A 26,305-nucleotide genomic window follows, 5' to 3' on the forward strand; every position below is an offset into this window, starting at 1 on the left:
TGCCTGAAAAAGAGGCACGAAGCTCCCCACGAAGACGCGGGGGCGAGACACATACGGAATACGAATGTTCTCCGTCCCTGTCTCGAAAGGCTTTCGCATGCCCTCCGTCTCCGCGCACGTCGCACTCACTCTCGCTCAGCACATCGACGCCGTCTTCGGCGTGATGGGCAACGGCAACGCCTACTTCCTCGACGCGATCGAGACCCGGACGGACGCGGTCTTCACGGCCGTCCGCCACGAGCAGGGCGCCGTGGTCGCCGCCGACGCGCACTTCCGCGCCTCCGGGCGGATCGCCGCCGGCACCTCGACCTACGGCGCAGGCTTCACCAACACCCTCACGGCCCTCGCCGAGGCCGTGCAGGCCCACGTGCCGCTCGTGCTCGTGGTGGGCGACGAGCCGACCTCCGGCCCTCGCCCGTGGGATGTCGACCAGATCGCCCTGGCATCCGCCGTCGGTGCCCGCACCTATACGGTCGGGCGTGCCGATGCCGCAGCGACCACCGTCATCGCGATCGAGCACGCCCTGACCTACCGCGTGCCCGTCGTCCTCGCCATCCCCTACGACGTCGCATCGCTCGAGGCCGGCCCTGTGCCGGAGGCGCCCGCGCCCGGCATCCCGGCGCCGCTCGCTCCGCGCGGGGAGTTCGCCGAGGGCACGCTCGACGATATCGCCGAGGCGCTGCGCGGCGCATCGCGCCCGTTCCTGCTCGCCGGCCGCGGCGCCTGGTTGGCCGGAGCCGGCTCGGCGCTCGGCGAACTGGCGGCGCTGACCGGCGCACTGACCGCCTCGTCCGCTCTCGGTCGCGGCGTCTTTCCCGAGACGCAGTACGACCTCGGAGTCACGGGTGGATTCGGCGCGGACGGCGCGATGGAGCTCGTGCGCACGGCAGACGTCGCCGTCGTCTTCGGCGCGTCACTGAACCAGTTCACGATGCGGTTCGGTGAACTCTTCGCGCCCGGCACCAGGGTCTTCCAGGTCGACATCGCGCCGGCGGCCACGCACCCGCACGTCGGCGGCTTCGTTCGTGCCGACGCGCGTCTCGCCGCGGAGGCGCTGGTCGCCAGGGTCGGCTCGCTCGGCTCCGCTCTCAGCCCCGCAGTCGAGCACGACTGGGGAGCAGCGGCCCGCCCCGCCGAGACGACGGCGATCATGCGCGGCGCGTCGACGCCGGCATCCGACGCCGTGCCCGGGCAGCCGTGGCGCGAGACCGTCGATGTCGCGGCCGCCCGAGCCTACGACGAGGGAGACGAACTCGCCCCCGACGGCCGTCTCGACCCCCGCTCGGCCGCGCGCCGCATCGCCGAGCTGCTGCCCGCAGACCGGGTCGTCGTCTCGGACGGCGGTCACTTCATCGGCTGGGCGAACATGTACTGGCCGGTCGAGGCACCCGATCGGATGATGATGGTCGGCACCGCCTTCCAGTCGATCGGCCAGGGCTGGCCGAGCGTCGTCGGTGCGGCTCTCGCCCGCCGGGATTCGACGGTCGTCCTCACCTCGGGCGACGGAGGCGGGCTCATGGCGATCGCCGACCTCGAGTCCGCCGTCCGCGCGGCAGCGGGACGCGGCATCGCCGTGATCTGGAACGACGCCGCCTACGGCGCCGAGGTCAACCTCTACGGGCTGAAGGGACTCGCCGAAGGTCCGATGCTGATCCCCGAGGTCGACTTCGCGGCGTTCGGTGCTGCGGTCGGCGCAGAGGGCGTCGTCGTCACGTCCCTCGCCGACCTCGAGCGGCTCGGCACGTGGGCGCAGGAGGATGCCGCGACACGGCGCTTCCTGCTGCTCGACCTCCGGATCTCGGGCGAGGTCATCGCGCCCTACCAGCAGGAGATCATCCGCGTGAACTCGTGACCCCGAGGCATCGCTAGGCTCCTCGTCATGACCGATGATCTGAGTGTCCTGCGATACAGCGCCTTCGCCGCGACTCCGGAGGGCGGCAACCCCGCGGGAGTCGTGCTCGATGCCGGCGGCATGACGGAAGAGCGGATGCAGCAGATCGCCGCGGACGTCGGATTCTCAGAGACCGCGTTCCTCGTCGGTCGCACGGACGAGTCCGGTGTGCCGCGATATCGGGCACGCTACTTCTCGCCCGCGGCGGAGGTGCCGTTCTGCGGACACGCGACGGTGGCGACGGCTGTCGCCCTCGCGGAGCGTGACGGACCGGGCGAGGTGGTGTTCGACACGAACGCGGGTGCCGTGACGCTGCGGTCGGTCGTGGACGCGCACAGCGGTGTGACCGTGTCGTTCACCAGTGTCGAACCCCAGGTGCGCGACCTCGACCCCGACGTGCTCGAGCGCCTGCTCGGAATGCTCGGCCTCACCGGGTCAGACCTCGACGACCGCTTCCCTGCGAGGGAGGCGTTCGCCGGGAACTGGCATCCGATCCTGGTCGTCGACGACCGCGAGCTGTTCGACCAGTTCCGCTTCTCCCCCGACGAGGTGGCCGCGCTCATGCGAGAGAACGGCTGGCTCGGCACCATCACCGTGCTGCATTCCGTCGGCCCCGCCGACTTCGACGCCCGGAACCTCTTCCCGGTCGGTCGCATCACCGAAGACCCGGCGACCGGCTCGGCCGCGGCATCCACCGGGGCCTACCTGCGCGCGCTCGGCCACCCGGAGACGACCGTGCGAATCCATCAGGGAGCCCATGTGCGCCGACCGAGCCTGCTCACCGTGACCATCCCTCCCCGCGGCGGGATCGTCGTGTCCGGAGGCGCGACGCAGATCGTCTGAACCTCCGAGCCCGGCGGTGCGTTAGTGTTCCGGGATGCCTGCCATCCGGAACATCGCTGTCGGCCTGCCTGTGAAGGACGGGCACCTGCTCGCCCTCGAGGGACACGACAGCTCGCGCCGGCTCGATTTCCTGCGCGCGATCGGCGGAGGCATCGAGTTCGGCGAGACGGCGGGCGACGCGCTGCGCCGTGAATTCATGGAAGAGCTCGGCGTCACACTCGAGGATGCCGAGCCACTCGGCGTCTTCGAGAACATCTTCACGTACGAGGGCGAACCCGGACACGAGATCGCCCACGTCTTCGCCGTGACCTGTTCGGAGCTGGACGCGGTGCCCCTGGACGCCGAGCTCCGCATCCTCGACGAGGGCAGCCCTGTGCGCTGGGTGCCCATCGACGACATCCGCTCCGGCGCACGAGTGCTGTTCCCCTCGGGCGCACCCGAGGCACTGTTCTCAATCGCCGGACGCTGAACTCGACGCCCGCGGAACTCAGGCCTGAGCGCTGTAGTCCGGCAGCTCCTGCAGCGTCCACGTGTTGCCGTCGGGGTCGTCGAAGGTCACGAACCGGCCCCACGCCTGCTCATCGACACCCTGCGCTGCGACCCCGAGCCCCTGAAGATGGGCGAGCGCCTCATCGGCATCCGGAACGACGACCTGGATCGTGTTCTGCTGCCCGGGCAGCAGCCCCTCGCCCAGATTGGTGCCGAAGGCGATCGAGCAGGCTGAGCCGGGCGGGGTCATCTGCACGAACCGCAGGCCCTCGTAGGGAACCTGATCGTGATCGGCATGGAAACCGATCTTCTCGTAGAACTCCTTCGACCGGTCGACATCCGAGACCGGGACGAAGATCAGCTCGATCTTCCAGTCCATCACACGCTCCTCCTGTCGGGGCGACTTCGCCCATCGGCCCTCAGAGTACGCGCGGGCTCCGACGCTCGCCAGAGGTGCCTCACTCGCCGGAGATGACTCGCTCGTGCGAGGCATCCGACCCGTGCGAGGCATCCGGCCCTCGCGAGCCGTCTCCCCGACCAGTGCGTCGCCGCACCCGTACGCCCTCGGGAGGAGAACTGCGCCTCGGGAGGAGATCCCGCTGGAGATCCTCCTCCCGAGGGGATATCTCCTCCCGAAGGACCCAGGGCCCCCGCGGCAGAGTCAGGATGCCGGCAGCAGTGCCCCGCCGAAGAAGTCCCCCAACTGGTCCGTCGCATCCAAGGGCAGGATCGCGGCGACGTACTGGTCGGGACGCACCACGATCACGACGCCGTCGCGCGACAGCTCCCGCGCGTCGAAGATGTCGGTCTCCGTCCACTTCGACGGCCCCGCCGCATAGACCTTCTCCCAGTCGGTGAGCCCGAGCGGACCGGTCTTCGGCTGGAACAGAGCCGGAGTCGAGGTCACCTCGATCTCTTCATACGGCTGCTGGTAGATCGCCTTCACATCGAACACCGCATCGGTGTCGGCATCTGCGGGCGTGAACCGTTCGAAGACGGGCGCAGCTGCGGCCGCCCACGCGTCGAGCGTCGCGGCTTCGCGGCCCGCGAAGGCGTACACGCGCCAGCGACCGTCGGCCTTCGCGTGGTGGCCGAGGTGGATCGCGTTGCCGTCGCCGACCCTCACGACCTCGGCGGACTTGAAGCGCTTGCCGAGCGGGTAGCCGACCGCGAGACTCTGATGCGCGTCCGAGCCGGTGATCATCGACGACGTGTACTGGGTCATGAACCCGGAGGGGAACTCGGCCGTGGCGAGATAGTACGTCGCGAGGTCGGTCGGGTCGGTGATCTCCGAGGGCTTGCGCGCCATGAGCGTCGACCACTCCCGGTCGAAGTCGATGAGCTGCTGGGCGACGGGCCGACGCTCGGCACCGTATGTCGCGAGCAGCGCCTCGGGCGCGCGCCCGGTGAGCACCGACCCGAGCTTCCACCCGAGGTTGAAGCCGTCCTGCATCGACACGTTCATGCCCTGGCCCGCCTTGGCGCTGTGCGTGTGGCAGGCATCGCCCGTGAGGAACACTCGCGGCGTGCGGCCCGACCCGTCGATCACGTCGTCGAACCCGTCGGTGACCCGGTGCCCGACCTCGTAGACGCTGTGCCAGGCGACCTCCTTCACATCGAGCGTGTAGGGGCTGAGGATCGCGTTCGCCTTGGCAATGATCTCGTCGATCGGCGTCTGGCGCACGCGGTGGTCGTCGTCCTCGGCGACCTCGCCGAGGTCGATGTACATGCGGCTGAGGTAGCCGCCCTCGCGAGGGATGTGCAGGATGTTGCCCGCCTCCGAGTTGATCGCGCACTTGGTGCGCCAGTCGGGGAAGTCCGTGTTGACGAGCACGTCCATGACACCCCAGGCGTGCGCGGCGCTGCCGCCGACGTGCGTGCGTCCGATCGCCTGGCGTACGCCGCTGCGCGCGCCGTCGCACCCGGCGACGTACTTGGCACGGATCGTGCGCTCCTCCCCCGCCCGCTCACCCGCGACGTAGCGCAGCGAGACCTCGACCGGGTACTCGCCCTCGTCGTGCACGGTGAGTCCTGCGAACTCGATGCCGTAGTCGGGGGCGATGCGGCCAGGGCCGTTCACCGCGGCCTCGGCGAAGTAGTCGAGCACGCGCGCCTGGTTGACGATCAGGTGCGGGAACTCGCAGATGTCGTAGGCGTAGTCGGCGGTCCGCGAGGTGCGGACGATCTCGTTCGGCCGCTCGGGGTTCGGGCCCCAGAAGTTCATCCAGCCGATGTTGTAGGCCTCCGCGATGATGCGCTCGGCGAAGCCGAACGCCTGGAACGTCTCGACGCTCCGCGGCTGGATGCCGTCTGCCTGGCCGAGCACCAGACGACCCTCGCGCTTCTCGATGATGCGCGTCGAGACATCGGGGTATTGCGACATCTGGGCGGCGAGCAGCATGCCGGCGGGGCCGGAGCCGACGATCAGCACATCGATCTCGTCGGGGATGTCTGCGGGCCGCTCGGTGCCGATGCCTGCGGCATCCTTCACACGCGGGTCTCCCGAGACATAGCCGTGGTGGTGGAACTGCATCGTCGTCGATTCCTTCCGGACGTCACTGTCGGGTGTTGCGATCGAATCGATCGTGTTCTATATTCGAACACGACGTTCTACTATTGAACACAGCTTAGGGACGCCTGTCCCGAAACGCAAGGGAGCGCACGCATGCCCGAAGGCACTCCGGCCTCGCAGACCCTCAGCCGTGGCATCCGGATCCTCGAGGTGCTCGCCGATGCGCGGATCCCGCTCACGATCGACGAGATCGCCGTGAGACTCGACGTCCATCGCTCGGTCGCATACCGGCTTCTGCGCACGCTGGAAGACCACCGACTGATCGGGAGAGACGCGTCAGGCGCTGTGACGCTGGGCCCGCGCATGGCAGCGCTGGCCGCCGGCGTCGCCCACGATCTGCAGGCCGAGGCGATCCCCGAGCTGACCGCGATCGCGAACGAACTCGGCATGACCTGCTTCCTCGGCGTGCTCGACGGAGACGACTGCATCACACTCGCGAGCATCGAGCCTCGTCACGCGATCGCGAGCGTCGCACAGCGGCCGGGCGCCCGGCATCCGGTCACGGTGGGGGCACCTGGCAAGGCGATCCTCACGCAGCTCCCGATCTCGCAATGGCCGGGTGATGCCCGCGCGGCCCTGCACGCAGAGGTCGACGAGGCGCGCGTGCGCGGATACGCGACGAGTCACGACGAGGTCATCCCCACCGTGCAGTCGGTCGCCGTGCCGCTCGCGCTTCGCGGTCAGCGCCCTGCGGCGATCGCGGTCGTGCATGTCGCCACCGACCTCGACGACGCAGAGATCGCGGCGCGTCTGCGACGCTCTGCAGCATCGATCCGCGAAGCCCTCGACGGCTGAGTCGCAGATAAGCCGAACGCACGCCCGCGAGGCGGACGTGCGTTCGGCGTGAGGGCGTGCGTCAGACCTTGGCGAGCCCACGGATCGGGCTCACCGACTGCTCCTCCTCGTGATCCGGACCCAGGGGGATGCCGGAGCGATCACGCAGCAGCAGCGTCGCGATGAGTCCGAGCAGTGTCATGCCGGCGAGGTACCAGGTGACGGCCTGCGTCGAACCGGTGGCCTGCACGATCGCGGTCGCGATGGTCGGCGCGAACGCCCCGCCGGCGATCGCGCCGATGGCGTACGAGATCGAGACGCCCGAGAAGCGGATGCTCGCAGGGAAGAGCTCGGTGTAGAGAGCCGCCTGAGGTCCGTACGTGAAGCCGAGACCGATCGTCAGGATCGCGAGCCCTGCGAAGAGCAGCCCGACGTCGCCGGTGTTGACGAGCGGGAACAGCGCGAACACACCGACGAGCTGCATCACCCAGCCGATGATGTAGGTGGTGCGTCGGCCGATGCGGTCCGACAGCCACCCTGCGATGAGAGTCGTGATGAGCCACGTGACGGCCGACCCGGTGACCGCCCACAGCACGGGTCCGCGCTCGAGGCCGATCGGGCCCTCGGGGTTGGTGGCGTATCCCTGGATGTATCCACCGGTCGTCATGTAGCCGACCGCGTTGTTGCCGGCGAAGACGAGTGCAGCGACGATCACGAGCAGGAGGTGCTTGCGGAACAGCTGCACGATCGGCATGCTCGCCTTCTCCTTGCGCTCCGCGAGCTCGATGAAGACCGGGCTCTCCTCGACCTTCCGGCGCACGTAGTAGCCGACGAGGATCAGGACGACGCTCAGGAGGAACGGGATGCGCCAGCCCCACTGCAGGAACTGATCTCCCGGTGCGATCGCCGTCATCAGCGCCATCACTCCCGACGCGAGCAGCAGGCCGAGCGGCACGCCGATCTGCGGCGATGCGCCGAAGATCCCGCGCTTCGCCTTGGGAGCGTGCTCGACGGCCATCAGCACCGCGCCGCCCCACTCGCCACCGGCCGAGATGCCCTGCAGGATGCGCAGCAGCACCAGCAGGATCGGCGCAGCGACACCGATCGCGTCGTATGTCGGCAGCACACCGATGAGGGCGGTCGCGGCACCCATCAGGATCAGGGTCCACATGAGCACGGCCTTGCGGCCGAACTTGTCACCGTAGTGGCCGGCGAGGAACGCCCCGAGAGGACGGAAGAGGAAGCTCACGCCGACGGTCGCGAACGCGACGATGGCGCTGTTCGCTCCGAGCGGCTCGAAGAACAGCTGCCCGAAGACCAGGCCGACGGCCGTGGCGTAGATGAAGAAGTCGTACCACTCGACGGTGGTGCCGACGACGGTGGCGAAGACGACGCGGCGCCGATCCGCCGGTGTCGCGATGGTTCCGGTGGGCGTGAACCCAGCCTGTGACTGCCCGCTCATGGGGTGTCTCCTTTGATTGTGACCGCATTGTCACGGCTCGCGCACGAGGTGTTCGAGTTGCTTGCCGAGGGGTGACACGATGATATATGATTTCGAATACGACGCACAAGGCGTCGACCAAAGCGCGAGGAGGCGCCCCGTGACGGCATCCATGACCCGCCCCGGCAAGATCATCGCGATCCACCTGAGCTACGCCTCCCGTGCCGATCAGCGCGGCCGTCGCCCCGCAGCCCCCTCCTACTTCTTCAAGCCGGCCAGTTCGGTCGCCGCCTCGGGCGGCACGGTCGAACGCCCGGCCGGCACGGAGCTCCTCGCCTTCGAGGGGGAGATCGCGCTCGTGATCGGGACCCCCGCGCGTCGCGTCTCGCTCGACGACGCCTGGAGCCACGTCGGCTGGGTCACCGCCTCGAACGACCTGGGGCTCTACGACCTGCGCGCCAACGACAAGGGCTCGAACGTGCGCTCCAAGGGCGGCGATGGCTACACGCCTCTCGGCCCGGAGCTCATCGACGCCCGCATCGTCGATCCCGCCGCACTGCGCGTGCGCGCCTGGGTCAACGGCGACCTGCGTCAGGACGACACCACGGCCGGACTCATCTTCCCTCTGGCTCAGCTCGTCGCGGATCTCTCTCAGCACTTCACACTCGAACCGGGCGACGTCATACTCACCGGCACCCCCGCTGGGTCCTCCGTGATCGTCCCGGGTGACGTGGTCGAGATCGAGGTCGATGCTCCGGATGCCCCGGGCGCGCCGTCCTCCGGTCGGCTCGTCACGACGGTGACACAGGGCGACGTGCCCTTCGACGGCGATCTCGGATCGCTTCCGGCCGTCGACGACCTGCAGCGCACCGAGGCCTGGGGGTCGCGCGAAGAGGCCGGCCTGCCCGCCGAGGCGACAGCGCCGGCCCTCTCCCCCGAGCTGCGCGCCAAGCTGCTCGAGGCCCCCACCGCCGGTCTCTCGGCGCAGCTGCGCAAACGAGGACACCACTCGTGCTTCATCGACGGGGTGGCCGCGAACATCCCGGGCAGCAAGATCGTCGGCACGGCCAAGACGCTGCGCTTCGTCCCGTTCCGTGAAGACCTCTTCAGGACCCACGGAGGCGGCTACAACGCCCAGAAGCGCGCGTTCGACGCCGTCGACGAGGGCGAGATCATCGTGATCGAGGCCCGCGGCGATGCGACCACAGGCACGCTCGGTGACATCCTCGCGCTGCGCGCTCGTGCCCGCGGCGCAGCCGGCGTCGTCACCGACGGCGGTGTGCGCGACTTCGACGCGGTCACCGAGATCGGGCTCCCGGTGTTCTCGCAGGGCGCGCACCCCTCGGTCCTCGGCCGCAAGCACGTGCCGTGGGACTCCGACATCACCATCTCCTGCGGCGGCGCGACCGTGCAGCCCGGCGACATCATCGTCGGCGACAGCGACGGCGTCATCGCCATCCCGCCCGCTCTCGCCGAGCAGATCGCCGACGACACTCTCGCGCAGGAGATCGAGGACGCCTGGATCGCCGAGCAGGTCGCGGCCGGGCACCCCGTCGACGGGCTGTTCCCGCTCAATGCGGAATGGCGCGCCAGATACGAGGCCGCGACGGGCGCAGGGTCCGACACCGGGTCCCGCTCATGACCACGGTTGCGAACTCGAGCAAATCGGAGCAGGCGTACGTCTGGATCCGTTCGCGCATCTCCGGCCACACGTTCGGCCCCGGCTACCGCCTCGTTCTGGGGTCGCTGGCCGAAGAGCTCGGCATGAGCGTCGTGCCGGTGCGCGAAGCCATCCGCCGCCTCGAAGCCGAAGGCCTCGTGACCTTCGAGCGCAACGTCGGCGCCCGCGTCACCCTCGTCGACGAGAGCGAGTACGCGCACACCATGCAGACGCTCGGGCTCGTCGAAGGCGCGGCCACCGCCCTCTCGGCACCGCTGCTCGACTCCGAGACGCTCGATGCGGCCGAGGCGGTCAACGAGCGGATGACGCAGATGCTCGGTCACCTCGATGCGCACGCGTTCACCGAGCTCAACCGGCAGTTCCATTCGCTGCTCTTCGAGCCGTGCCCGAACCCGCATCTGCTCGACCTCGTCCACCGCGGCTGGGCGCGACTGTCCGGCATCCGCGACTCGACGTTCGCCTATGTGCCGGGCCGCGCGCAGCACTCGGTCGAAGAGCACACCCAGATCCTCGAGCTCATCCGAGCGGGTGCCGACCCGCTCGAGATCGAACTCGCCGCCCGCAACCACAGGCTGCGCACGAGGGACGCGTTCCTCGACGCGCTGCACGCCCGTTCTCACCACAACTCAGGAGACGAGTCATGACCGATTCCCGCATCCCCGCCGATCTGCCCGACCACATCCAGCACTACATCGACGGCGCGTTCGTCGACTCGGTCGACGGCGACACGTTCGATGTGCTCGACCCCGTGACCAACAAGACCTACACGACGGCCGCCGCCGGCAAGAAGGCCGACATCGAGCTCGCCGTCGCCGCAGCGAAGCGCGCGTTCGACGAGGGCCCGTGGCCGCGGATGCTCCCCCGTGAGCGCTCGCGCGTGCTGCACAGGATCGCCGACCTCGTCGAGTCGCGCGATGCCCGTCTGGCAGAGCTCGAGTCCTACGACTCGGGCCTCCCGATCACCCAGGCCCTCGGCCAGGCCCGCCGCGCCGCCGAGAACTTCCGCTTCTTCGCCGATCTGATCGTCGCGCAGTCCGATGACGCCTTCAAGGTGCCCGGCAAGCAGATGAACTACGTCAACCGCAAGCCGATCGGCGTCGCGGGGCTCATCACGCCGTGGAACACGCCCTTCATGCTCGAGTCATGGAAGCTCGGCCCCGCACTCGCGACCGGCAACACCGTGGTGCTCAAGCCCGCCGAGTTCACACCTCTCTCCGCCTCGCTCTGGGCCGGGATCTTCGAGGAGGCCGGTCTGCCGAAGGGGGTCTTCAACCTCGTGAACGGCCTCGGCGAGGATGCCGGAGACGCGCTCGTGAAGCATCCGGACGTGCCGCTCATCTCGTTCACGGGCGAGAGCTCGACCGGACAGCTGATCTTCGGCAACGCCGCCCCGTTCCTCAAGGGACTCTCGATGGAGCTCGGCGGCAAGTCGCCCGCCGTCGTCTTCGCCGACGCCGACCTCGAAGCGGCGGTCGACGCCACGATCTTCGGTGTCTTCTCGCTCAACGGCGAGCGCTGCACCGCAGGATCCCGCATCCTCGTCGAGCGCTCGATCTACGAGGAGTTCGTCGAGAAGTACGCCGCGCAGGCGAAGCGCGTCAAGGTCGGCTACCCGCACGACCCCGCGACCGAGGTCGGCGCCCTCGTGCACCCCGAGCACTACGACAAGGTGATGAGCTACGTCGAGATCGGCAAGACCGAGGGTCGGCTCGTCGCCGGTGGAGGACGCCCCGAAGGATTCGACGAGGGCAACTTCGTCGCCCCCACGGTGTTCGCGGACGTCTCCCCCGACGCCCGCATCTTCCAGGAGGAGATCTTCGGTCCGGTCGTCGCGATCACCCCGTTCGACTCCGACGACGAGGCGCTCGCCCTCGCGAACAACACGAAGTACGGCCTCGCCGCCTACATCTGGACGAACGATCTGAAGCGCGCGCACAACTTCGCGCAGTCCGTCGAGGCCGGCATGGTGTGGCTGAACAGCAACAACGTGCGCGACCTGCGCACCCCGTTCGGCGGCGTCAAGGCCTCGGGCCTCGGCCACGAGGGCGGCTACCGGTCGATCGACTTCTACACCGACCAGCAGAGCGTGCACATCACGCTCGGCGGCGCTCACAACCCGACCTTCGGCAAGAACTGATCAAGGACCCTGACATGACCGACAAGACTGCGAAGACGCTGACCTCATCGGGCTACTACGTGAGCCAGGAGGCTCCGATCCAGACCGACAACCCCATCGCGACGCCCGAGAGCACGCCTCCGGATGTGCTCCGTTGCGCCTACATGGAACTGGTCGTGACCGACCTCGCCGCCTCGCGGGTGTTCTATGTCGACGTCCTGGGCCTGTACGTCACCGAGGAGGACGACGAGGCGATCTACCTCCGCTCGACGGAGGAGTTCATCCACCACAATCTCGTGCTGCGCAAGGGCCCGATCGCCGCAGTCGCCGCGTTCTCGTACCGCGTCCGCGACGCCTCCGACCTCGACCGGGCCGTCGCGTTCTACACCGAGCTCGGCTGTGACGTGCGCCGCAACCCCGACGGCTTCGTCAAGGGCGTCGGCGACTCGGTGCGCGTGGTCGACCCGCTCGGCTTCCCGATCGAGTTCTTCCACCAGTCCGACCACGTCGAGCGCATGTCGTGGCGCTACGACCTGCACATCCCGGGCGAGCTCGTGCGTCTCGACCACTTCAACCAGGTCACCCCCGACGTCCCCCGTGCGGTCAAGTTCATGCAGGATCTGGGCTTCCGCGTCACGGAGGACATCCAGGACGACGAGGGCACCGTCTACGCGGCGTGGATGCGCCGCAAGCCGACCGTGCACGACACGGCGATGACCGGCGGCGACGGACCGCGCATGCACCACGTGTGCTTCGCGACCCACGAGAAGCACAACATCCTCGCGATCTGCGACAAGCTCGGAGCCCTGCGCCGCTCCGACGCCATCGAGCGCGGCCCCGGCCGCCACGGCGTCTCGAACGCGTTCTACCTGTACCTGCGCGACCCCGACGGCCACCGCGTCGAGGTGTACACGCAGGACTACTACACCGGCGACCCCGACAACCCCGTCATCACGTGGGACGTGCATGACAACCAGCGCCGCGACTGGTGGGGCAACCCGGTCGTGCCCTCCTGGTACACCGAGGCCTCGCTCGTGCTCGACCTCGACGGCAACCCCCAGCCCGTCGTGGCTCGCACCGACGACTCCGAGATGGCCGTGACGATCGGGGCGGACGGGTTCTCGTACACTCGCCCGGACGACGACAAGGACATGCCCGAGTACAAGCAGGGCGAGTACAAGCTCGGTCACCAGCTCTGAGACGCTTCGTGCCCCGCTCATCGAGCGGGGCACGAAGCACCGAGACGAAACGCACCCACAGGAAGCAGGAACGGATGCTGTCAGCAGACACCGTCGCGCAGATCGCCGCGGAACTGGCCGAGGCCGACCGGAACCACGCGGTGATCCCGCGCATCACGGCGCGCTACCCCGAGGCCACCGTCGAGGACTCGTATGCGATCCAGGGCGTGTGGCGCGATTCGCAGATCGCCACAGGGCGTCGTCTCGTCGGTCGCAAGATCGGGCTGACGTCGAAGGCGATGCAGCAGGCCACGGGCATCACCGAGCCCGACTACGGCGTGATGTTCGACGACACCGTCTACGAGTCCGGCGCCGAGATCCCGGTCGACCACTTCTCGAACGTGCGCATCGAGGTCGAGCTCGCGTTCGTGCTCAAGCATCCGCTCGAGGGCCCTGACTGCACGCTCGAGGACGCACTCGCGGCGATCGACTACGCGGTTCCGGCGCTCGAGGTGCTGAACTCGCACATCGAGCTCGAGGGCCGGACGATCGTCGACACGATCAGCGACAACGCCGCGTACGGCGCGATGGTCCTCGGCACGGTGCGCAAACGCCCGGACGAGATCGACCTGCGCTGGGTGCCCGGAGTGCTGTCACGCAACGGCGAGATCGAGGAGACCGGCGTCGCGGCCGGTGTGCTCGGTCATCCGGCGACAGGTGTGGCGTGGCTCGCGAACAAGTTCCACCAGCACGGCGCGCGGCTCGAGGCCGGGGAGATCATCCTGGCAGGATCGTTCACACGCCCGATGTGGGTGTCGCGCGGCGACGAGGTGCTGTGCGACTACGGACCGATGGGAACGATCGCATGCCGCTTCATCTGAGCCCCTCCTTCCGCGAGCAGCTCGCCGCCTCCGACCGATCGCTCGTCGGGATGTGGGCGTGCTCGGGCAGCCCGCTCGTCACCGAGGTCGCCGCCGGATCCGGTCTCGACTGGCTGCTCATCGACATGGAGCACTCGGCCAACACGCTCGAGTCCACTCTGCTGCAGCTGCAGGTCGCGGCCGCCTACCCCATCGTCCCCGTCGTGCGCGTCCCGTTCAACGATGCCGTCGCGATCAAGCAGGTCCTCGACCTCGGTGCGCAGAACATCATCGTCCCGATGGTGTCGTCTGCCGATGAAGCGCGCGCCGCGGTCGCCGCGACGCGCTACCCGCCGCACGGTGTGCGCGGAGTCGGCAGCGCGCTCGCCCGCAGCGCCCGCTGGAACCGCGTCGACGGCTACCTGCAGGATTCGGCACGGCACACCTCGCTGACCGTGCAGATCGAGACGAGGGCCGGAGTCGACGCCGCCGCCGAGATCGCTTCGGTCGACGGCGTGGATGCGGTGTTCGTCGGCCCGTCCGACCTCTCGGCATCGATGGGGCTCCTCGGCCAGCAGACGCACCCTGATGTCGTCGGCGCGGTCGAGCGGGTCTTCGCTGCAGTCAAGGGCGCGGGCACTCCCGTGGGCGTGAACGCCTTCGACCCCGCCACCGCCGATTCGTACATCGCAGCCGGCGCCGATTTCGTGGCCGTCGGCGCCGACGTGGCGATGCTCGCACGAGCATCCGAGGCTCTCGCCGCGCGCTTCATCCCGGCCTCCGACGACGCCGCCCGCGCCAGCTACTGACGCCGACCGCCCGGCCAGGGGCGTGGCAGGATTGACGGATGCAGAGAAGCGAGGCGCCGTCATGATCCGCGCCCTCGCCGCGATGCAGGACCGCGGATTCCGCTGGTTCTTCCTCGCCCGAGCCATCACCCTGATCGCCGGCTCGATGTCGTCGATCGCTCTCGCCTTCGCGGTGCTGGAGATCGACAACGATGCGCGATCGCTGTCGCTCGTGCTGGCTGCCTTCACGGTCAGCAACATCGTGTTCCTGCTGTTCGGCGGGGTGATAGCCGACCGGCTCCCGCGCGCGCTGATCATCCAGTCCTGCTACGTCATCGACATCATCACGGTCGGGGTCATGGCCGCGCTGCTGTTCACCGGCACGGCCACGGTTCCGCTGCTGGCGCTGCTCTCCGTCGTCAACGGCGCATCGACCGCGTTCGTGCTGCCGGCGATGCAGGGCATCATCCCGCAGCTGACCTCTGCTGAGCACCTGCAGCAGGCCAACGCCATGCTCTCGTTCGTGCGCTCGGCGACGACGATCGGCGGGCCGATCATCGCGGGCATCGTGGTCGCCACCGCAGGGCCCGCCTGGGCGATGGTCGTGCAGGCGATCGGATGGGTCATCGCGATCCCCGTTCTCGCGATGGTGCGGCTGCCGCCACCCGATCACGGCGGCGGGACCACGATGTTCCACGACCTCCGCGTCGGCTGGCAGGAGTTCTGGAGCCGCACGTGGCTCTGGGTCATCGTGATCGCGTTCATGGTGATGAACGCGATCCACATCGGGGCGTGGGGTGTCGTCGGCCCGTACATCGCGAAGAACGACGAGCGACTCGGCATCGCGGGCTGGGGGTGGGTCGTCAGCGCCGAAGGCGTCGGCATCCTGCTGATGACCCTCATCCTGATGTGGCTGCCCCTGAAGCGACCGCTGCGCTACGGGATGATCGGCATGGCCGCGTTCGCGATTCCCCTGACTGTTCTCGGGGTGCACCCGGCCGTGGTCCTCCTGGCGATCGCCGCGTTCATCGCGGGTGCCGGCGTCGAGCTCTTCAGCACCGGCTGGAATCTCGCGATGATGGAGAACATCCCCGGAGACAAGCTCTCGCGCGTCTCGAGCTACGACATGCTCGGCAGCTACGTCGTGATGCCGATCGGCACTCTCGTTTACGGCTGGCTGATCACCCACAGCGACGTCGAGACGGTGCTCGTCACCTCGGCGATCCTCTATGCGTCGATCGCCGTCGCAACTCTGATCGTGCCCAGCGTCTGGCGCATGGGTCGGCCGGCAGGTGCCCTCTCCGCACAGGAGAAGTTGGCGGATTCATAGCAATCCGGGCGAGACTGTGGGCATGACCTTCGCCGCGCTCCAGCCGCTCGCAGACCGTGCTGCACTGTTCTCCGCCCTCCGTCAGGATTCCCTGGCCACCGCCCTCGAGGACCTCGGCGACAACCGCTGGGATGCCGACATGGCCGCCGGAACGCTGACCTTCACGTCGAACGCCGACTCCGCGCGCCAGCTCGTCACCCGCGCCCACCTCGTCGCGACGATCGCTCCGGGGCCGCGATCGCTGCTCTGGGCATGGGCGCACCCGCAGGGCGACCCTGCAGGCGTCGCAGCCCAGCTCCGCGACTACGGCGTCCAGCACGGCATCGTCGAGCTGAGCGAGACCGAGCTCCCCTTCCCCGCCGACGCCGCGGGCGACGCCGAGTGGATCGCCGCCGCCGCCCACACCGTCGGCACGGTGGCCGTCGAGCTCACCGGCCGCGCCCCCTACTACCTGGCTCCGGTGGGCGGTGGCACCTACGCGGTGTTCCTGCTCGATGCACCGCTCCCGCCGCTCACGGTCGCCTCTGCCGCGATCGTCCTCCCTCGCATCCTCTCGACCGTGGCTCTGCCCGATGCCCGCACGGCCGTGTGGGATGCCGCGCGCCTCGCCGGGTGGAACCTCACCTGGTCCGACGAGGCCTTCTCGGGCGCCACGGTCGCCGATGCGACAGGAACCGCGACGTTCCGCTTCGACGAGCAGGCGCGCATCACGAACATCGAGAGCAGCCTGCACCCGCAGGCCTGACCCCTCGCGAGAACAGCGCGTCAGCGACCCAGTCGCTGGCGCGCTGTCTTCGTCCCGGAGCCGACCGGCGCATGTGCCGTGGCCGCCGCCAGCCCGAATGCCGGCATGTCGACGTACACCGCCTCGAGGTCGGCGACGGGCACCTGGTAGGTCTCATGCCAGACGCCCACGCTTCCCGTGCCCTGCAGCGTCCGCATGAAGTCCCGCCAGGGCTGCAGATGCGGCGCATCGCGGTCGGCCGCGAATCGCTGCAGGTGCTCCGGACTCTCCCAGTACGACAGCAGGATCGTCGTGCGCCCGAACCAGCTGTGCGCACCGAGCATCCCCGCGTCCGGATGGGTCGCGAGGTGCTGCAGCATCGGCGGCATCTTGCTGGCGGTCCACCACACCTTGCCGAGCTGCCGCCAGCGGTTGGCACGCATCCCGATCAGGAAGACCGTGACATCCGATCGGTCGGGGGCCGCGGTGAATCGACCGGGGAAGACCTGCTGAGCCATGAGCCACTCCTTGGAACGTCGTTATGTAACTGCGTTATGCAACAACGTTACGATAGGATCGATCGCATGGCAAGACCTCCTCTGTATGACGACGCTCTGCGCGATCGTCTGCTCGCCGCGACAGCCGAGATGGTCGACGACAAGGGGCCCGAGCGGATCAGCCTGCGCGATATCGCACAGAACGCCGGCACGTCGACCTCGGCCGTCTACGCCCTGTTCGGCGGCAAGGCCGAGCTGCTCGTCTCCGTCATCGAGCACGGCTTCGCCTCGTTCGGTGAGGCGCAGGCTGCGGCCGAGTCCGAGGGGCTGCGCGCGCTCGGACTCGCCTATCGGTCATGGGCGATGGCCAACCCTGCGCTCTACCGCCTGATGTTCGGCGGGGGCGTGGCGACCGAGGACTGCCGACCCGACGAGGCGACCATGAGCACGGCGATGGCTCCGCTGATGCGCGCACTCGCGGCACGCGTCGATGAGCCGGACGTAGCGACCGCCGCCCTCACCGTCTGGGCACAGGTGCACGGCGCTGTGAGCCTCGAGCTCGCCGGTGTGACTCCCCCGCTGGTTCCGTGGGACTCGGTCTACGGCGCGGTGGTGGATGCGGTCGAACGCGCCTTTCCTGCACGCTGATCCGTCTGCACCATCGGAGATGCCGCGGCACCCGAGAGTGTGGAATTCTGGTCAAATGAAGAACGGAATCGTCCGATTCGCCGCGCTCTACGTGTTCAACGTGGCGGTCCTGCTGCTCATCGGCCTGCTGTCCGCCGGGGTCTCGGTAGGATTCAACGCGCTCTGGGCCGCGGTCGTCCTCACCCTTGCGGCGCTCTTCGTGAAGCCGCTGCTCACCGGCGCGTTCCGCAAGGCCGCGGCCAAGTCCGCCGCCGACCGCACGAAGACCGGAGAGAAGGTCGTCCAGTACGTCCTCGTCTACCTCGTCGAGCTCATCATCTGGGTGGCCGTCGTGTGGCTGAGCGGCGTCCGAGCCTCCGGATTCTGGAGCTACGCGCTTCCCCCGCTCTTCCTGCTGTTCGGCTGGATGATCTACGACCAGGTCGACGACAGGCTCCGCGCGAAGGCGAATGAACTGTACGACGTCGTGCAGGCGAAGGTCTCGGGTTCCGGAAAGAGGTCCGCGCCCGCCTCCACCGCCGCGCCCGCTTCCACGGCACCCTCCGCGGAGTCACCCGCCACCGCCGACGCGCGCGCGGAACTCTCCGACGGACTGACCCCCGAACAGCGTCGGATGCTGGACGAACTGGGTTGACCGCCCTATCGGATCCTCGGCATCCGCGTCGCCTCGCAGGTATGCAGAGAGGTCGCAGGGATCCGTGGATTCCCTGCGACCTCTCTGGTGTCCTGGGGCTGCTCCGATCTTCTGGAGCTCCGAGACCGCCCAGCGACTCAGACGAGCCGCTCGGCCGCCTCCACGACGTTGGTCATGAGAAGCGCGACCGTCATCGGGCCGACGCCGCCGGGGTTGGGTGAGACCCAGCCCGCGACCTCCGCGACATCGGGATGCACGTCTCCGAAGACCAGGTTCTTGCCCGTCTCGGGGTCGACCTCGCGCGTCACCCCCACGTCGAGCACGGCGGCTCCCGGCTTGACATCCTCGGCACGGATGAGGTGCTTCACGCCGGCTGCGGCGACGATCACATCGGCCTCCCGCAGGTAGCGCGGCATGTCGACCGTGCCGGTGTGCGTGAGCGTGACCGTCGCGTTCAGGTCACGCCTCGTCAGCAGCAACCCGATCGAACGACCGATGGTCACCCCGCGTCCGACCACCACGACGTGCTTGCCCGTGAGGTCGTAGTCGTTGCGCAGCAGCAGCTCGATCACACCGCGCGGCGTGCACGGCAGCGGGGTGTGGATCGGGTTGTTGACGTTGAGCACGAGCCTGCCGAGGTTGGTCGGATGCAGACCGTCGGCATCCTTCGCGGGGTCGATCCGCTCGAGGATCGCATCCGTGTCGATGTGCTTCGGCAGCGGCAGCTGCACGATGTAGCCGTGGCACTCCGGGTCGGCATTGAGCTCGTCGATCAGCGCTTCGACGTCGGCCTGGGTGGCGTCGGCCGGCAGCTCGCGCTGGATCGAGTTCATTCCGATCGCCTCGGACTGACGGTGCTTCATGCCGACGTAGAGCTGGGATGCCGGGTCGGCGCCGACCAGCACGGTCGCGATGCCCGGGACGATGCCCTTCGCCTTCAGTGCGGCGACACGCTCGGTCAGCTCGGCCTTGATCGCGGCCGACGCCGCCTTGCCGTCGAGGATCTTCGCGGTCACTGCTGCAGGTCCGGGTAGAGCGGGAAGACGGCGGCGAGCGCGTCGACACGAGCACGGAGCGCCTCGACGTCGGCCCCGGGCAGCAGCGCGAGAGCGATCACATCGGCGACCTCGGTGAACTCGGCGTCGCCGAAACCGCGGGTCGCGAGTGCCGGAGTTCCGATGCGCAGGCCCGAGGTGACCATCGGCGGACGAGGGTCGTTGGGCACGGCGTTGCGGTTCACCGTGATGTGGATGTCGTGCAGCAGGTCTTCGGCCTGCTTGCCGTCGATCTCCGCCTCACGAAGGTCGACCAGCACCAGGTGCACGTCGGTGCCGCCGGAGCGCACTCCGATGCCGGCATCCTTCACATCCTGCTGCGACAGACGCTCGGCGAGGATCGCTGCTCCGCGCAGCGTGCGCTCCTGGCGTTCCTTGAACTCGGGGGTGCCTGCGAGCTTGAACGCGGTCGCCTTGGCGGCGATCACGTGCATGAGCGGGCCGCCCTGCTGTCCGGGGAAGACTGCCGTGTTGATCTTCTTCGCGATCTCGGGGTCGTTCGTCAGGATGAAGCCCGAACGGGGTCCGCCGATGGTCTTGTGCACGGTCGAGGAGACGACATGTGCGTGCGGCACCGGGTTCGGGTGCAGGCCTGCGGCGACGAGGCCGGCGAAGTGCGCCATGTCGACCCAGAGCAGGGCGCCGACCTCGTCGGCGATCGCACGGAAGGCGGCGAAGTCGAGAGTGCGGGGGTAGGCCGACCAGCCGGCGATGATGACCTTGGGCTTGTGCTCGACCGCGAGGCGACGCACCTCGTCCATGTCGATCGTCGAGGTCTCGGGGTCCACTCCGTAGGCGACGATGTCGTAGAGGCGGCCCGAGAAGTTGATCTTCATGCCGTGCGTCAGATGACCGCCCTGGTCGAGAGCGAGGCCGAGCAGTGTGTCGCCGGGGCGGGCGATCGCGTGCAGCACGGCGGCGTTGGCCGATGCTCCCGAGTGCGGCTGGACGTTGGCGAACTCCGAGCCGAAGAGGTTCTTGGCACGCTGGATCGCCAGTGACTCGGCGACGTCGACCTCTTCGCAGCCGCCGTAGTAGCGGCGTCCGGGGTAGCCCTCGGCGTACTTGTTGGTGAGCACCGAACCCTGCGCCTGAAGCACAGAGACGGGGACGAAGTTCTCGGATGCGATCATCTCGAGGAACGTCTGCTGACGCTTCAGCTCGCGGTCGAGAACCTGTGCGATCTCGGGGTCGACCTCGGCGAGCGGGGCGTTGAAGTAACGATCGGTCATGACTTGCTCCTCTGACGACGGATTCGAAGGGGTATACCTATCGGCCCAGGCGCGCGGTCGAATTCCGTGGTCAGTCGCTCCCCGGTGGTAGTCCACCCAGACGCCAGTCGCGACGTGAGAAAGCATAGCGGATTTCCCTGTGCTGCCGACTCGGCGCAGGGTAGGTTTTGTTCATGGTCCTTCCCCATTCCATGCCCCTTGTTCCCCTCCCCTCCTCCGCCGTCGCCGGCGACGGCCGGTGGCCCGTCTCCGAGAACACGCGAGTCATCGGTGACTCGCCGGCCGCGCGGCAGCTGATCGATGCCGCAGAGCGACGCAGCGGCATCCGCTTCTCCCACTCCACGGACACGACAGACCCGACTTCGGCGATCGTGCTGCGCGTCGACCCCGCCGTCGCCCCCGAGGGCTACACGCTCACGGTCGCCGACTCCGTCGAGGTCGTCGGCGGCGACGAGGCAGGACTCTTCTACGGGGTGCAGACTCTGCTGCAGCTGCTCCGAGACGGCGACGAGGGGTGGGCGCTGCTGCACGCCGAGATCACGGACGCGCCGCGATTCGAGCGCCGCGGCGTGATGCTCGACGTCACACGGCACTTCTTCGACGTCGCCGAGGTCAAGAAGTTCATCGACAGCACCAGCGCTCTGAAGTTCAACCATCTGCACCTGCACCTCAGCGACGACCAGGGCTGGCGCATCCAGATCGACTCATGGCCCAAGCTCACCGAACTCGCGTCATCGACCGCATCGCTCGGCGATCCCGGAGGTTTCTACACGAAGGACGACTATCGCGAGATCGTGGCCTACGCGGCCGAGCGGCACATGCTCGTCATCCCCGAGATCGACCTTCCCGGCCACACGCACGCCATCGGCGTCGCGTATCCCGAGCTCGTCGAGGACCCGGTCATGAACGACAGCCTGATCGCCGAATCGGCGCGCCTCGGTCAGCCGCTCCCCGTGGCCGGCGAGCCCTACCTCGGGTGGGGCGTCGGACACTCGAGCGTCCGCATCCACGAGGAGCGCACGTACGAGTTCGTGCGCGACGTGGCGCGGGAGCTCGCCGAGATGACACCCGGTCCGTTCATCCACATCGGCGGAGACGAGTCGCTCGGCACCCCGCAGGCCGATTTCGATCACTTCGTCGAGCGCGCGACCGCGATCGTCTTCGAGGAGGGCAAGATCCCCCTGGCGTGGCACGAGGTCGGCGCGGCGAAGGACATCGCCGAGGGCACGATCGGCCAGTACTGGGGCAAGACCACGCCCGAGGGATCGCATGCCGCGGAGGCCGCGCACTTCGTCGAGCGCGGCGGCGCGCTCATCATGTCGACCGCCGACGTCGCCTACCTCGACATGAAGTACTCCGCGGACTTCCCGCTCGGGTTGACCTGGGCCGCGATCATCGACGTCCGCACGGCATACGAATGGGAACCGACCGCGGCGCTCGACGTGCCTGAGGCGGCGATCCTCGGCATCGAGGCTCCGTTGTGGAGCGAGACGACCCGCAGCCTCAGCGATGTCGAGCGGCTCGTGTTCCCGCGGGCCGCCGCCCACGCCGAGGTCGCCTGGTCGCCACAGCGCGCGTCCGGCCGCGACTGGGAGTCGTTCCGCGCACGGCTCGGCGGGCTGGCCCCGTTGTGGAAGGCTGAAGGCGTCGATTTCCACCCCGCAGCCGAGATTCCCTGGAGCGAACGATGACCACCGATTCCGCAGCGACAGGATCGCTCGTCATCCACTCCGCCCGACTGATCGACCACGGCGCCGAGGTCGCAGACTCCTGGGTGCGGATCGAAGACGGCCGAGTCGTCGCCGTCGGAACCGGACAGTCGTGGAGCAGGGCAGACGAGGTCGTCGATGCGACCGTCGTCGCCGGACCGGATGCCGTGCTCACGCCCGGCTTCATCGACATCCACTGCCACGGCGGCGCGGGCGCCTCATTCGACGACGGCGCGGAGGCGATCCGCGCGGCTCGTGCTCTGCACCGTTCGCACGGCACCACGCGATCGGTGATCTCGCTCGTCACGGCACCGGTCGACGCCCTCGCGCAACGCGTCGCCGAGATCGCCGACCTGATGGAGACGGATGCCGACATCCTCGGGTCGCATCTGGAGGGACCGTTCCTCGACCCTGCGCACCACGGAGCACATGAGCCGACGTTGCTGCTGGCTCCGGCGCGCGACGATGTCGCCCGACTGCTCGATGCCGGCCGCGGCACGATCCGGCAGGTGACGATCGCGCCCGAGCTGCCCGGTGGCCTCGACGCGATCCGGCTGATCGTCGATGCCGGCGCTGTCGCTGCGGTGGGGCACACGAGCGCGGATGCCGAGACAGCGGTCGCCGCGTTCGACTCAGGCGCGACCGTGCTGACACACGCATTCAACGCCATGCCCGGCATCCACCATCGCGCGCCAGGACCGGTGCTGGCCGCGGCCGGCGACCGCCGCGTGGTGCTCGAGGTGATCGCCGACGGCGTTCACCTCGATCCGCACGTGATCAAGCTCGTGTTCGACTCGGCACCCGGCCGCGTGGCGCTCGTCACCGACGCCATGGCCGCCGCGGGCAGTGCCGACGGCCACTACGACCTGGGCGCCGTGAGCGTGACGGTCGAAGACGGCGTAGCGCGCGCGGACGACACCGGCTCGATCGCCGGATCGACCCTCACCCAGGACGACGCGCTGCGCCGGGCGGTCGCTGCGGGGGCACCGCTCACGGAGGCCGTGCGCGCACTCACGGAGACTCCGGCGGCCGCCATCGGATACGGTGACCGACTCGGCCGCCTCGCGGTCGGGTACCTCGGTGACGCCGTGCTCATGGATGCGCAGCTGCAGGTCGTGCGCGTGTGGGTGGGCGATCGCCCGTAGTCGGATGTCGCGAGCGTGATGTCGAGCGACCCGGTGTCGCGCGGTCCGACGCCGCGAGCGAAGCGAAGTGCAGTGGTGCTCTGCCGCCACGCCGCCGAAGTGGGTGAAGGGCCGCCGTTCCCCAGATCGGCGGCCCTGTCACATTTCCCTCCCCTGCGCGAGAGCTGGCGGGCCGAGCGCTCCTCCCCCGAGGTGCCCGACCCGCCATGCCGGTGCACTTACCCCTTGCACCAGCGCCTGAGCTCCGCCCCCCGGTGGAGCCCCATGGCTGCCTCACCTGATGAGACGAAGGCGATGCCGATTCATTACGCGGTTCCCCGGATCTTTTTTTGAGGTTGTTCTCCAGAATCGATCGATCTGGGCGTGACCAGGGCTTTATCGGGGCGGGCAGTTCGCGGCCAGTTTCTCGGAAGGGGTGGCAAGCCTGGGAGATTGGAGAGAGAATGGGAGACGGCGCGTGATGAAAATGGGGTTCACGCGTCTCTTCATGTGGACGCGCACTCGCGCTCCACGACAGATGGACGACATGGATCAGGACAGCACTTCGCACGAGGAAACGATCGCCGACGCCGATCTCGTCCTGCGCACCCGCTCGGGTGACGCAGCGGCCTTCGGCGAACTCTGGAGGCGGCACTACCCCTCCGGCATGTCCGTCGCCCGGTCGATCACGTCGTCGATCGACCCGGACGATCTCGTGCAGGAGTCCTACACCCGCATCTATCAGGCGATCGTCAAGGGCGGCGGGCCCAACGGCTCGTTCCGCGCGTATCTGTTCACGAGCATCCGCAACACCGCCGCGGCCTGGGGCCGCTCTCGCCGCGAGTCGGCCATCGACGAGCTCGACAGCGTGGCCGACCCCGACAGCACCGACCAGGCGGCCAACGAGGCCCTCGATCGCAGCCTGACCGCGCAGGCGTTCCGCAGCCTTCCCTCCCGTTGGCAGGAGGTGCTCTGGTACACCGAGATCGAGCAGATGAAGCCGCAGGAGGCGGCGACCCTGCTCGGCATGAAGGCGGGCGCCGTCTCGCAGCTCGCGTTCCGCGCGCGCGAAGGGCTTCGCGAAGCATGGATCCAGGCCCATCTCCGCAGCGCAGCCGCGGGCTCCGACTGCCAGTGGACCATCGAGCATCTGGGCGCCTACTCGCGCGGCAACCTCAGCAATCGAGACCACAACCGTCTCGAGCAGCACCTCGAAGAGTGCGCACGCTGCATGATCGTCGCCGCCGAGGCCAAGGACGTGTCGAAGCGGCTGGCGCTCGTGCTGCTCCCGCTCGTCCTCGGCATCACGGGTTCCGCAGGTTATCTCGCCACGCTGCAGGGCGGCGGCACCCCGATCGTCGCGCTCGCGGCCATGCCTTCGGGAATCACCGAGGGCGCGGTCGTCGTCGCCGGAGGCGCGACAGCGGCGTCCTCGAGCGGTGCAGCAGGCAGCGGCACGACGGGCGGTGGCGGGGCAGCAGGCGGCGGGGCAGCAGGCGGCGGTGCAGCAGGCGGCGGAGCCGGTGGTGCGACCAGCGGCGGCATCTTCAGCGGTGTCGGCGCGCTCGTGGGCGCTGGCTCAGCCGCTCTCGTGGTCGCGGGTGTCGTAGCGGCTGCCACCATCATCCCGAGCCTCACCGGCGCGTCACCAGCGGCATCGCTGCCCAGTGCCGGCGACAGCGACTCCTCGTCGATCAGTGCCGATGTCGGACCCGACGAATCGATGTCCGACGAGAAGACGCCGATCGTCGACGATGCGGAGACCGAACCCGAACCGGTCACGCCGCCGGTCGAGGCGCCCGTCACCCCTGAGCCAGCCGAGGACATCGCGCCCGCTATCGTCGCGCCGTCGGCTCCGGTCGAGACATCGGAGCCGGCTCCGGAAGAGGATGTCCCCGGAGAAGAGACTCCCGGTGAAGAAACTCCCGGAGAAGAGAACCCCGGCGGCGAAACCCCCGGAGAAGAGAACCCCGGCGGCGAAACCCCCGGAGAAGAGAACCCCGGCGGCGAAACCCCCGGAGAAGAAAACCCCGGGGAGGAGAACCCCGGCGAACCGGCGGTCCCGACGACTCCGATCGTGGTCAGCCTCGCCGACCTGTGTCTCGACGCTCGAGCCATCACCTATGTGACCCTGAACGTGTCCGGTGAAGCGGGCGCCGACATCGAGGCCCTGCTCGGTGGCAGTCACGGTGGTGCCGACAGCACATCGCTGGGTGACGCCGGAACCGGAACGATCGAGCTGCGACCCGGACTCGTGCAGATCCTCCTCGGCGCGACGGTCGAGATCCACTATGCGACAGAGGCCGGTCCGGTCCTGCCGGTCACCACCAGCCTCTCGGCGCTCGGGGTGACCCTCGAATCCGTCCTGCTCGCGCCTGCCTGCGGTGCGCCAGCCGAAGATCCCGTCGAGGACGCGCCGGCGGTCCCGACCCCGGACGACACGGTCGTGCCTGCACCGGAGCCGACGGACGAGGCCGCCCCCGCTGCACCCGACGAGGCCGCCCCCGCGGCTCCCGTCGAGGCTCCCGACGCGGAGGTCGCTCCCGAGACTCCGGCTCCCGAACCGGCCGCGCCCGTCGAGCCCTCCGCTCCGGTGGAGACGGCTCCTCCGGCCGAGCCGGCGGTCGAAGAAGAGACCGCTCCCGTCGACGAGACTGCACCCGCAGTCGACGAGGCCGTCCCCGCGGCAGACGAGGCCGTCCCCGCGCTCTGACCCGTC

At 68.8% G+C, this 26,305-nt stretch carries 23 protein-coding genes and 1 riboswitch; of the genes, 17 read left to right on the forward strand and 6 right to left on the reverse strand.

What is annotated here, in order from left to right; genetic code table 11:
• Positions 1–97 precede the first annotated feature (97 nt).
• Genes OB895_RS06840 through OB895_RS06850 form a run of 3 tightly spaced genes read left to right on the forward strand, consistent with a single transcriptional unit; the run spans position 98 to position 3,203 of the window.
• Positions 98–1,852 (forward strand): thiamine pyrophosphate-binding protein, encoded by a 1,755-nt coding sequence (locus OB895_RS06840; protein ID WP_042539367.1) that lies wholly within the window; start codon positions 98–100, stop codon positions 1,850–1,852.
• Positions 1,853–1,879: 27 nt separating this feature from the next.
• The gene (locus tag OB895_RS06845) at positions 1,880–2,734 is read left to right on the forward strand and encodes a PhzF family protein (RefSeq protein WP_042539364.1); all 855 of its coding nucleotides are present in this window, start codon (positions 1,880–1,882) and stop codon (positions 2,732–2,734) included.
• A gap of 34 nt (positions 2,735–2,768) precedes the next feature.
• Positions 2,769–3,203: an NUDIX hydrolase gene (locus OB895_RS06850; RefSeq protein WP_042539362.1), complete on the forward strand. Its 435-nt coding sequence runs from the start codon at positions 2,769–2,771 to the stop codon at positions 3,201–3,203.
• Positions 3,204–3,221: 18 nt separating this feature from the next.
• Here OB895_RS06850 and OB895_RS06855 read toward each other — a convergent pair whose 3' ends face one another.
• The gene (locus OB895_RS06855) at positions 3,222–3,602 is read right to left on the reverse strand and encodes a VOC family protein (RefSeq protein WP_042539360.1); all 381 of its coding nucleotides are present in this window, start codon (positions 3,600–3,602) and stop codon (positions 3,222–3,224) included.
• Between the two features lie 282 nt (positions 3,603–3,884).
• Positions 3,885–5,756, reverse strand: coding sequence for an FAD-dependent monooxygenase (locus OB895_RS06860; RefSeq protein WP_079112426.1), 1,872 nt, complete (start codon positions 5,754–5,756; stop codon positions 3,885–3,887).
• A gap of 132 nt (positions 5,757–5,888) precedes the next feature.
• On the opposite strand from OB895_RS06860, the gene OB895_RS06865 reads away from it, so the two are divergent.
• A complete protein-coding gene (locus tag OB895_RS06865; RefSeq protein WP_042539356.1) occupies positions 5,889–6,590 on the forward strand; it encodes an IclR family transcriptional regulator in 702 nt (233 codons plus the stop codon).
• Positions 6,591–6,651: 61 nt separating this feature from the next.
• Here the strand turns inward: OB895_RS06865 and OB895_RS06870 are convergent, their stop codons facing one another.
• Entirely contained in the window at positions 6,652–8,031 is a 1,380-nt protein-coding gene (locus OB895_RS06870; RefSeq protein WP_042539354.1) for an MFS transporter, read from the reverse strand.
• A gap of 151 nt (positions 8,032–8,182) precedes the next feature.
• Here OB895_RS06870 and OB895_RS06875 point away from each other — a divergent pair, with 151 nt between their 5' ends.
• The 8 genes from OB895_RS06875 (at position 8,183) to OB895_RS06910 (ending at position 16,708) form a co-directional block, all read left to right on the forward strand.
• A complete protein-coding gene (locus tag OB895_RS06875) occupies positions 8,183–9,652 on the forward strand; it encodes a fumarylacetoacetate hydrolase family protein (protein WP_042539352.1) in 1,470 nt (489 codons plus the stop codon).
• Positions 9,649–10,335, forward strand: coding sequence for a GntR family transcriptional regulator (locus OB895_RS06880; protein WP_042539350.1), 687 nt, complete (start codon positions 9,649–9,651; stop codon positions 10,333–10,335). Before OB895_RS06875 ends, OB895_RS06880 begins: the two co-directional genes overlap by 4 nt.
• A complete protein-coding gene (gene hpaE / locus OB895_RS06885) occupies positions 10,332–11,828 on the forward strand; it encodes a 5-carboxymethyl-2-hydroxymuconate semialdehyde dehydrogenase (RefSeq protein WP_042539348.1) in 1,497 nt (498 codons plus the stop codon). The genes OB895_RS06880 and hpaE overlap by 4 nt, the downstream gene beginning before the upstream one ends.
• Positions 11,829–11,842: 14 nt before the next feature.
• Complete coding sequence (hpaD, locus tag OB895_RS06890) at positions 11,843–13,006, forward strand: 3,4-dihydroxyphenylacetate 2,3-dioxygenase (protein ID WP_042539346.1); 1,164 nt, start codon at positions 11,843–11,845, stop codon at positions 13,004–13,006.
• A gap of 74 nt (positions 13,007–13,080) precedes the next feature.
• Positions 13,081–13,866, forward strand: coding sequence for a fumarylacetoacetate hydrolase family protein (locus OB895_RS06895; protein WP_042539344.1), 786 nt, complete (start codon positions 13,081–13,083; stop codon positions 13,864–13,866).
• Positions 13,851–14,654, forward strand: a complete 804-nt coding sequence (locus OB895_RS06900; RefSeq protein ID WP_042539342.1) for an HpcH/HpaI aldolase family protein — start codon at positions 13,851–13,853, stop codon at positions 14,652–14,654. Before OB895_RS06895 ends, OB895_RS06900 begins: the two co-directional genes overlap by 16 nt.
• 61 nt (positions 14,655–14,715) lie before the next feature.
• Positions 14,716–15,963, forward strand: a complete 1,248-nt coding sequence (locus OB895_RS06905) for an MFS transporter (protein ID WP_079112422.1) — start codon at positions 14,716–14,718, stop codon at positions 15,961–15,963.
• 22 nt (positions 15,964–15,985) lie between these two features.
• A complete protein-coding gene (locus tag OB895_RS06910; RefSeq protein ID WP_079113921.1) occupies positions 15,986–16,708 on the forward strand; it encodes a DUF6882 domain-containing protein in 723 nt (240 codons plus the stop codon).
• A gap of 20 nt (positions 16,709–16,728) precedes the next feature.
• Here the strand turns inward: OB895_RS06910 and OB895_RS06915 are convergent, their stop codons facing one another.
• On the reverse strand, positions 16,729–17,205 hold the full coding sequence (locus OB895_RS06915) for a DUF4188 domain-containing protein (RefSeq protein WP_079112421.1): 477 nt from the start codon (positions 17,203–17,205) through the stop codon (positions 16,729–16,731).
• 66 nt (positions 17,206–17,271) lie between these two features.
• Between OB895_RS06915 and OB895_RS06920 the strand changes: the two genes are divergently transcribed.
• Together OB895_RS06920 and OB895_RS06925 are read left to right on the forward strand one after the other, a co-directional pair.
• Positions 17,272–17,832 (forward strand): TetR/AcrR family transcriptional regulator, encoded by a 561-nt coding sequence (locus tag OB895_RS06920; protein ID WP_311879596.1) that lies wholly within the window; start codon positions 17,272–17,274, stop codon positions 17,830–17,832.
• A gap of 55 nt (positions 17,833–17,887) precedes the next feature.
• Entirely contained in the window at positions 17,888–18,466 is a 579-nt protein-coding gene (locus OB895_RS06925) for a hypothetical protein (RefSeq protein ID WP_311879598.1), read from the forward strand.
• A gap of 137 nt (positions 18,467–18,603) precedes the next feature.
• Here the strand turns inward: OB895_RS06925 and OB895_RS06930 are convergent, their stop codons facing one another.
• A complete protein-coding gene (locus tag OB895_RS06930; protein ID WP_079112419.1) occupies positions 18,604–19,482 on the reverse strand; it encodes a bifunctional methylenetetrahydrofolate dehydrogenase/methenyltetrahydrofolate cyclohydrolase in 879 nt (292 codons plus the stop codon).
• A complete protein-coding gene (gene glyA / locus OB895_RS06935; RefSeq protein WP_311879599.1) occupies positions 19,479–20,753 on the reverse strand; it encodes a serine hydroxymethyltransferase in 1,275 nt (424 codons plus the stop codon). The genes OB895_RS06930 and glyA overlap by 4 nt, the downstream gene beginning before the upstream one ends.
• Positions 20,754–20,789: 36 nt before the next feature.
• Positions 20,790–20,874: riboswitch (ZMP/ZTP riboswitch) on the reverse strand.
• Between the two features lie 52 nt (positions 20,875–20,926).
• Between glyA and OB895_RS06940 the strand changes: the two genes are divergently transcribed.
• From OB895_RS06940 to OB895_RS06950, 3 genes are all read left to right on the forward strand, one after another.
• Positions 20,927–22,444, forward strand: a complete 1,518-nt coding sequence (locus OB895_RS06940; RefSeq protein WP_311879601.1) for a beta-N-acetylhexosaminidase — start codon at positions 20,927–20,929, stop codon at positions 22,442–22,444.
• Positions 22,441–23,607, forward strand: a complete 1,167-nt coding sequence (gene nagA, locus OB895_RS06945; protein ID WP_311879603.1) for an N-acetylglucosamine-6-phosphate deacetylase — start codon at positions 22,441–22,443, stop codon at positions 23,605–23,607. Before OB895_RS06940 ends, nagA begins: the two co-directional genes overlap by 4 nt.
• A gap of 526 nt (positions 23,608–24,133) precedes the next feature.
• Positions 24,134–26,299: a sigma-70 family RNA polymerase sigma factor gene (locus tag OB895_RS06950; protein WP_311879605.1), complete on the forward strand. Its 2,166-nt coding sequence runs from the start codon at positions 24,134–24,136 to the stop codon at positions 26,297–26,299.
• Positions 26,300–26,305 lie beyond the last annotated feature (6 nt).

It is taken from the genome of Microbacterium forte (assembly GCF_031885415.1).
Classification (GTDB): domain Bacteria; phylum Actinomycetota; class Actinomycetes; order Actinomycetales; family Microbacteriaceae; genus Microbacterium; species Microbacterium forte.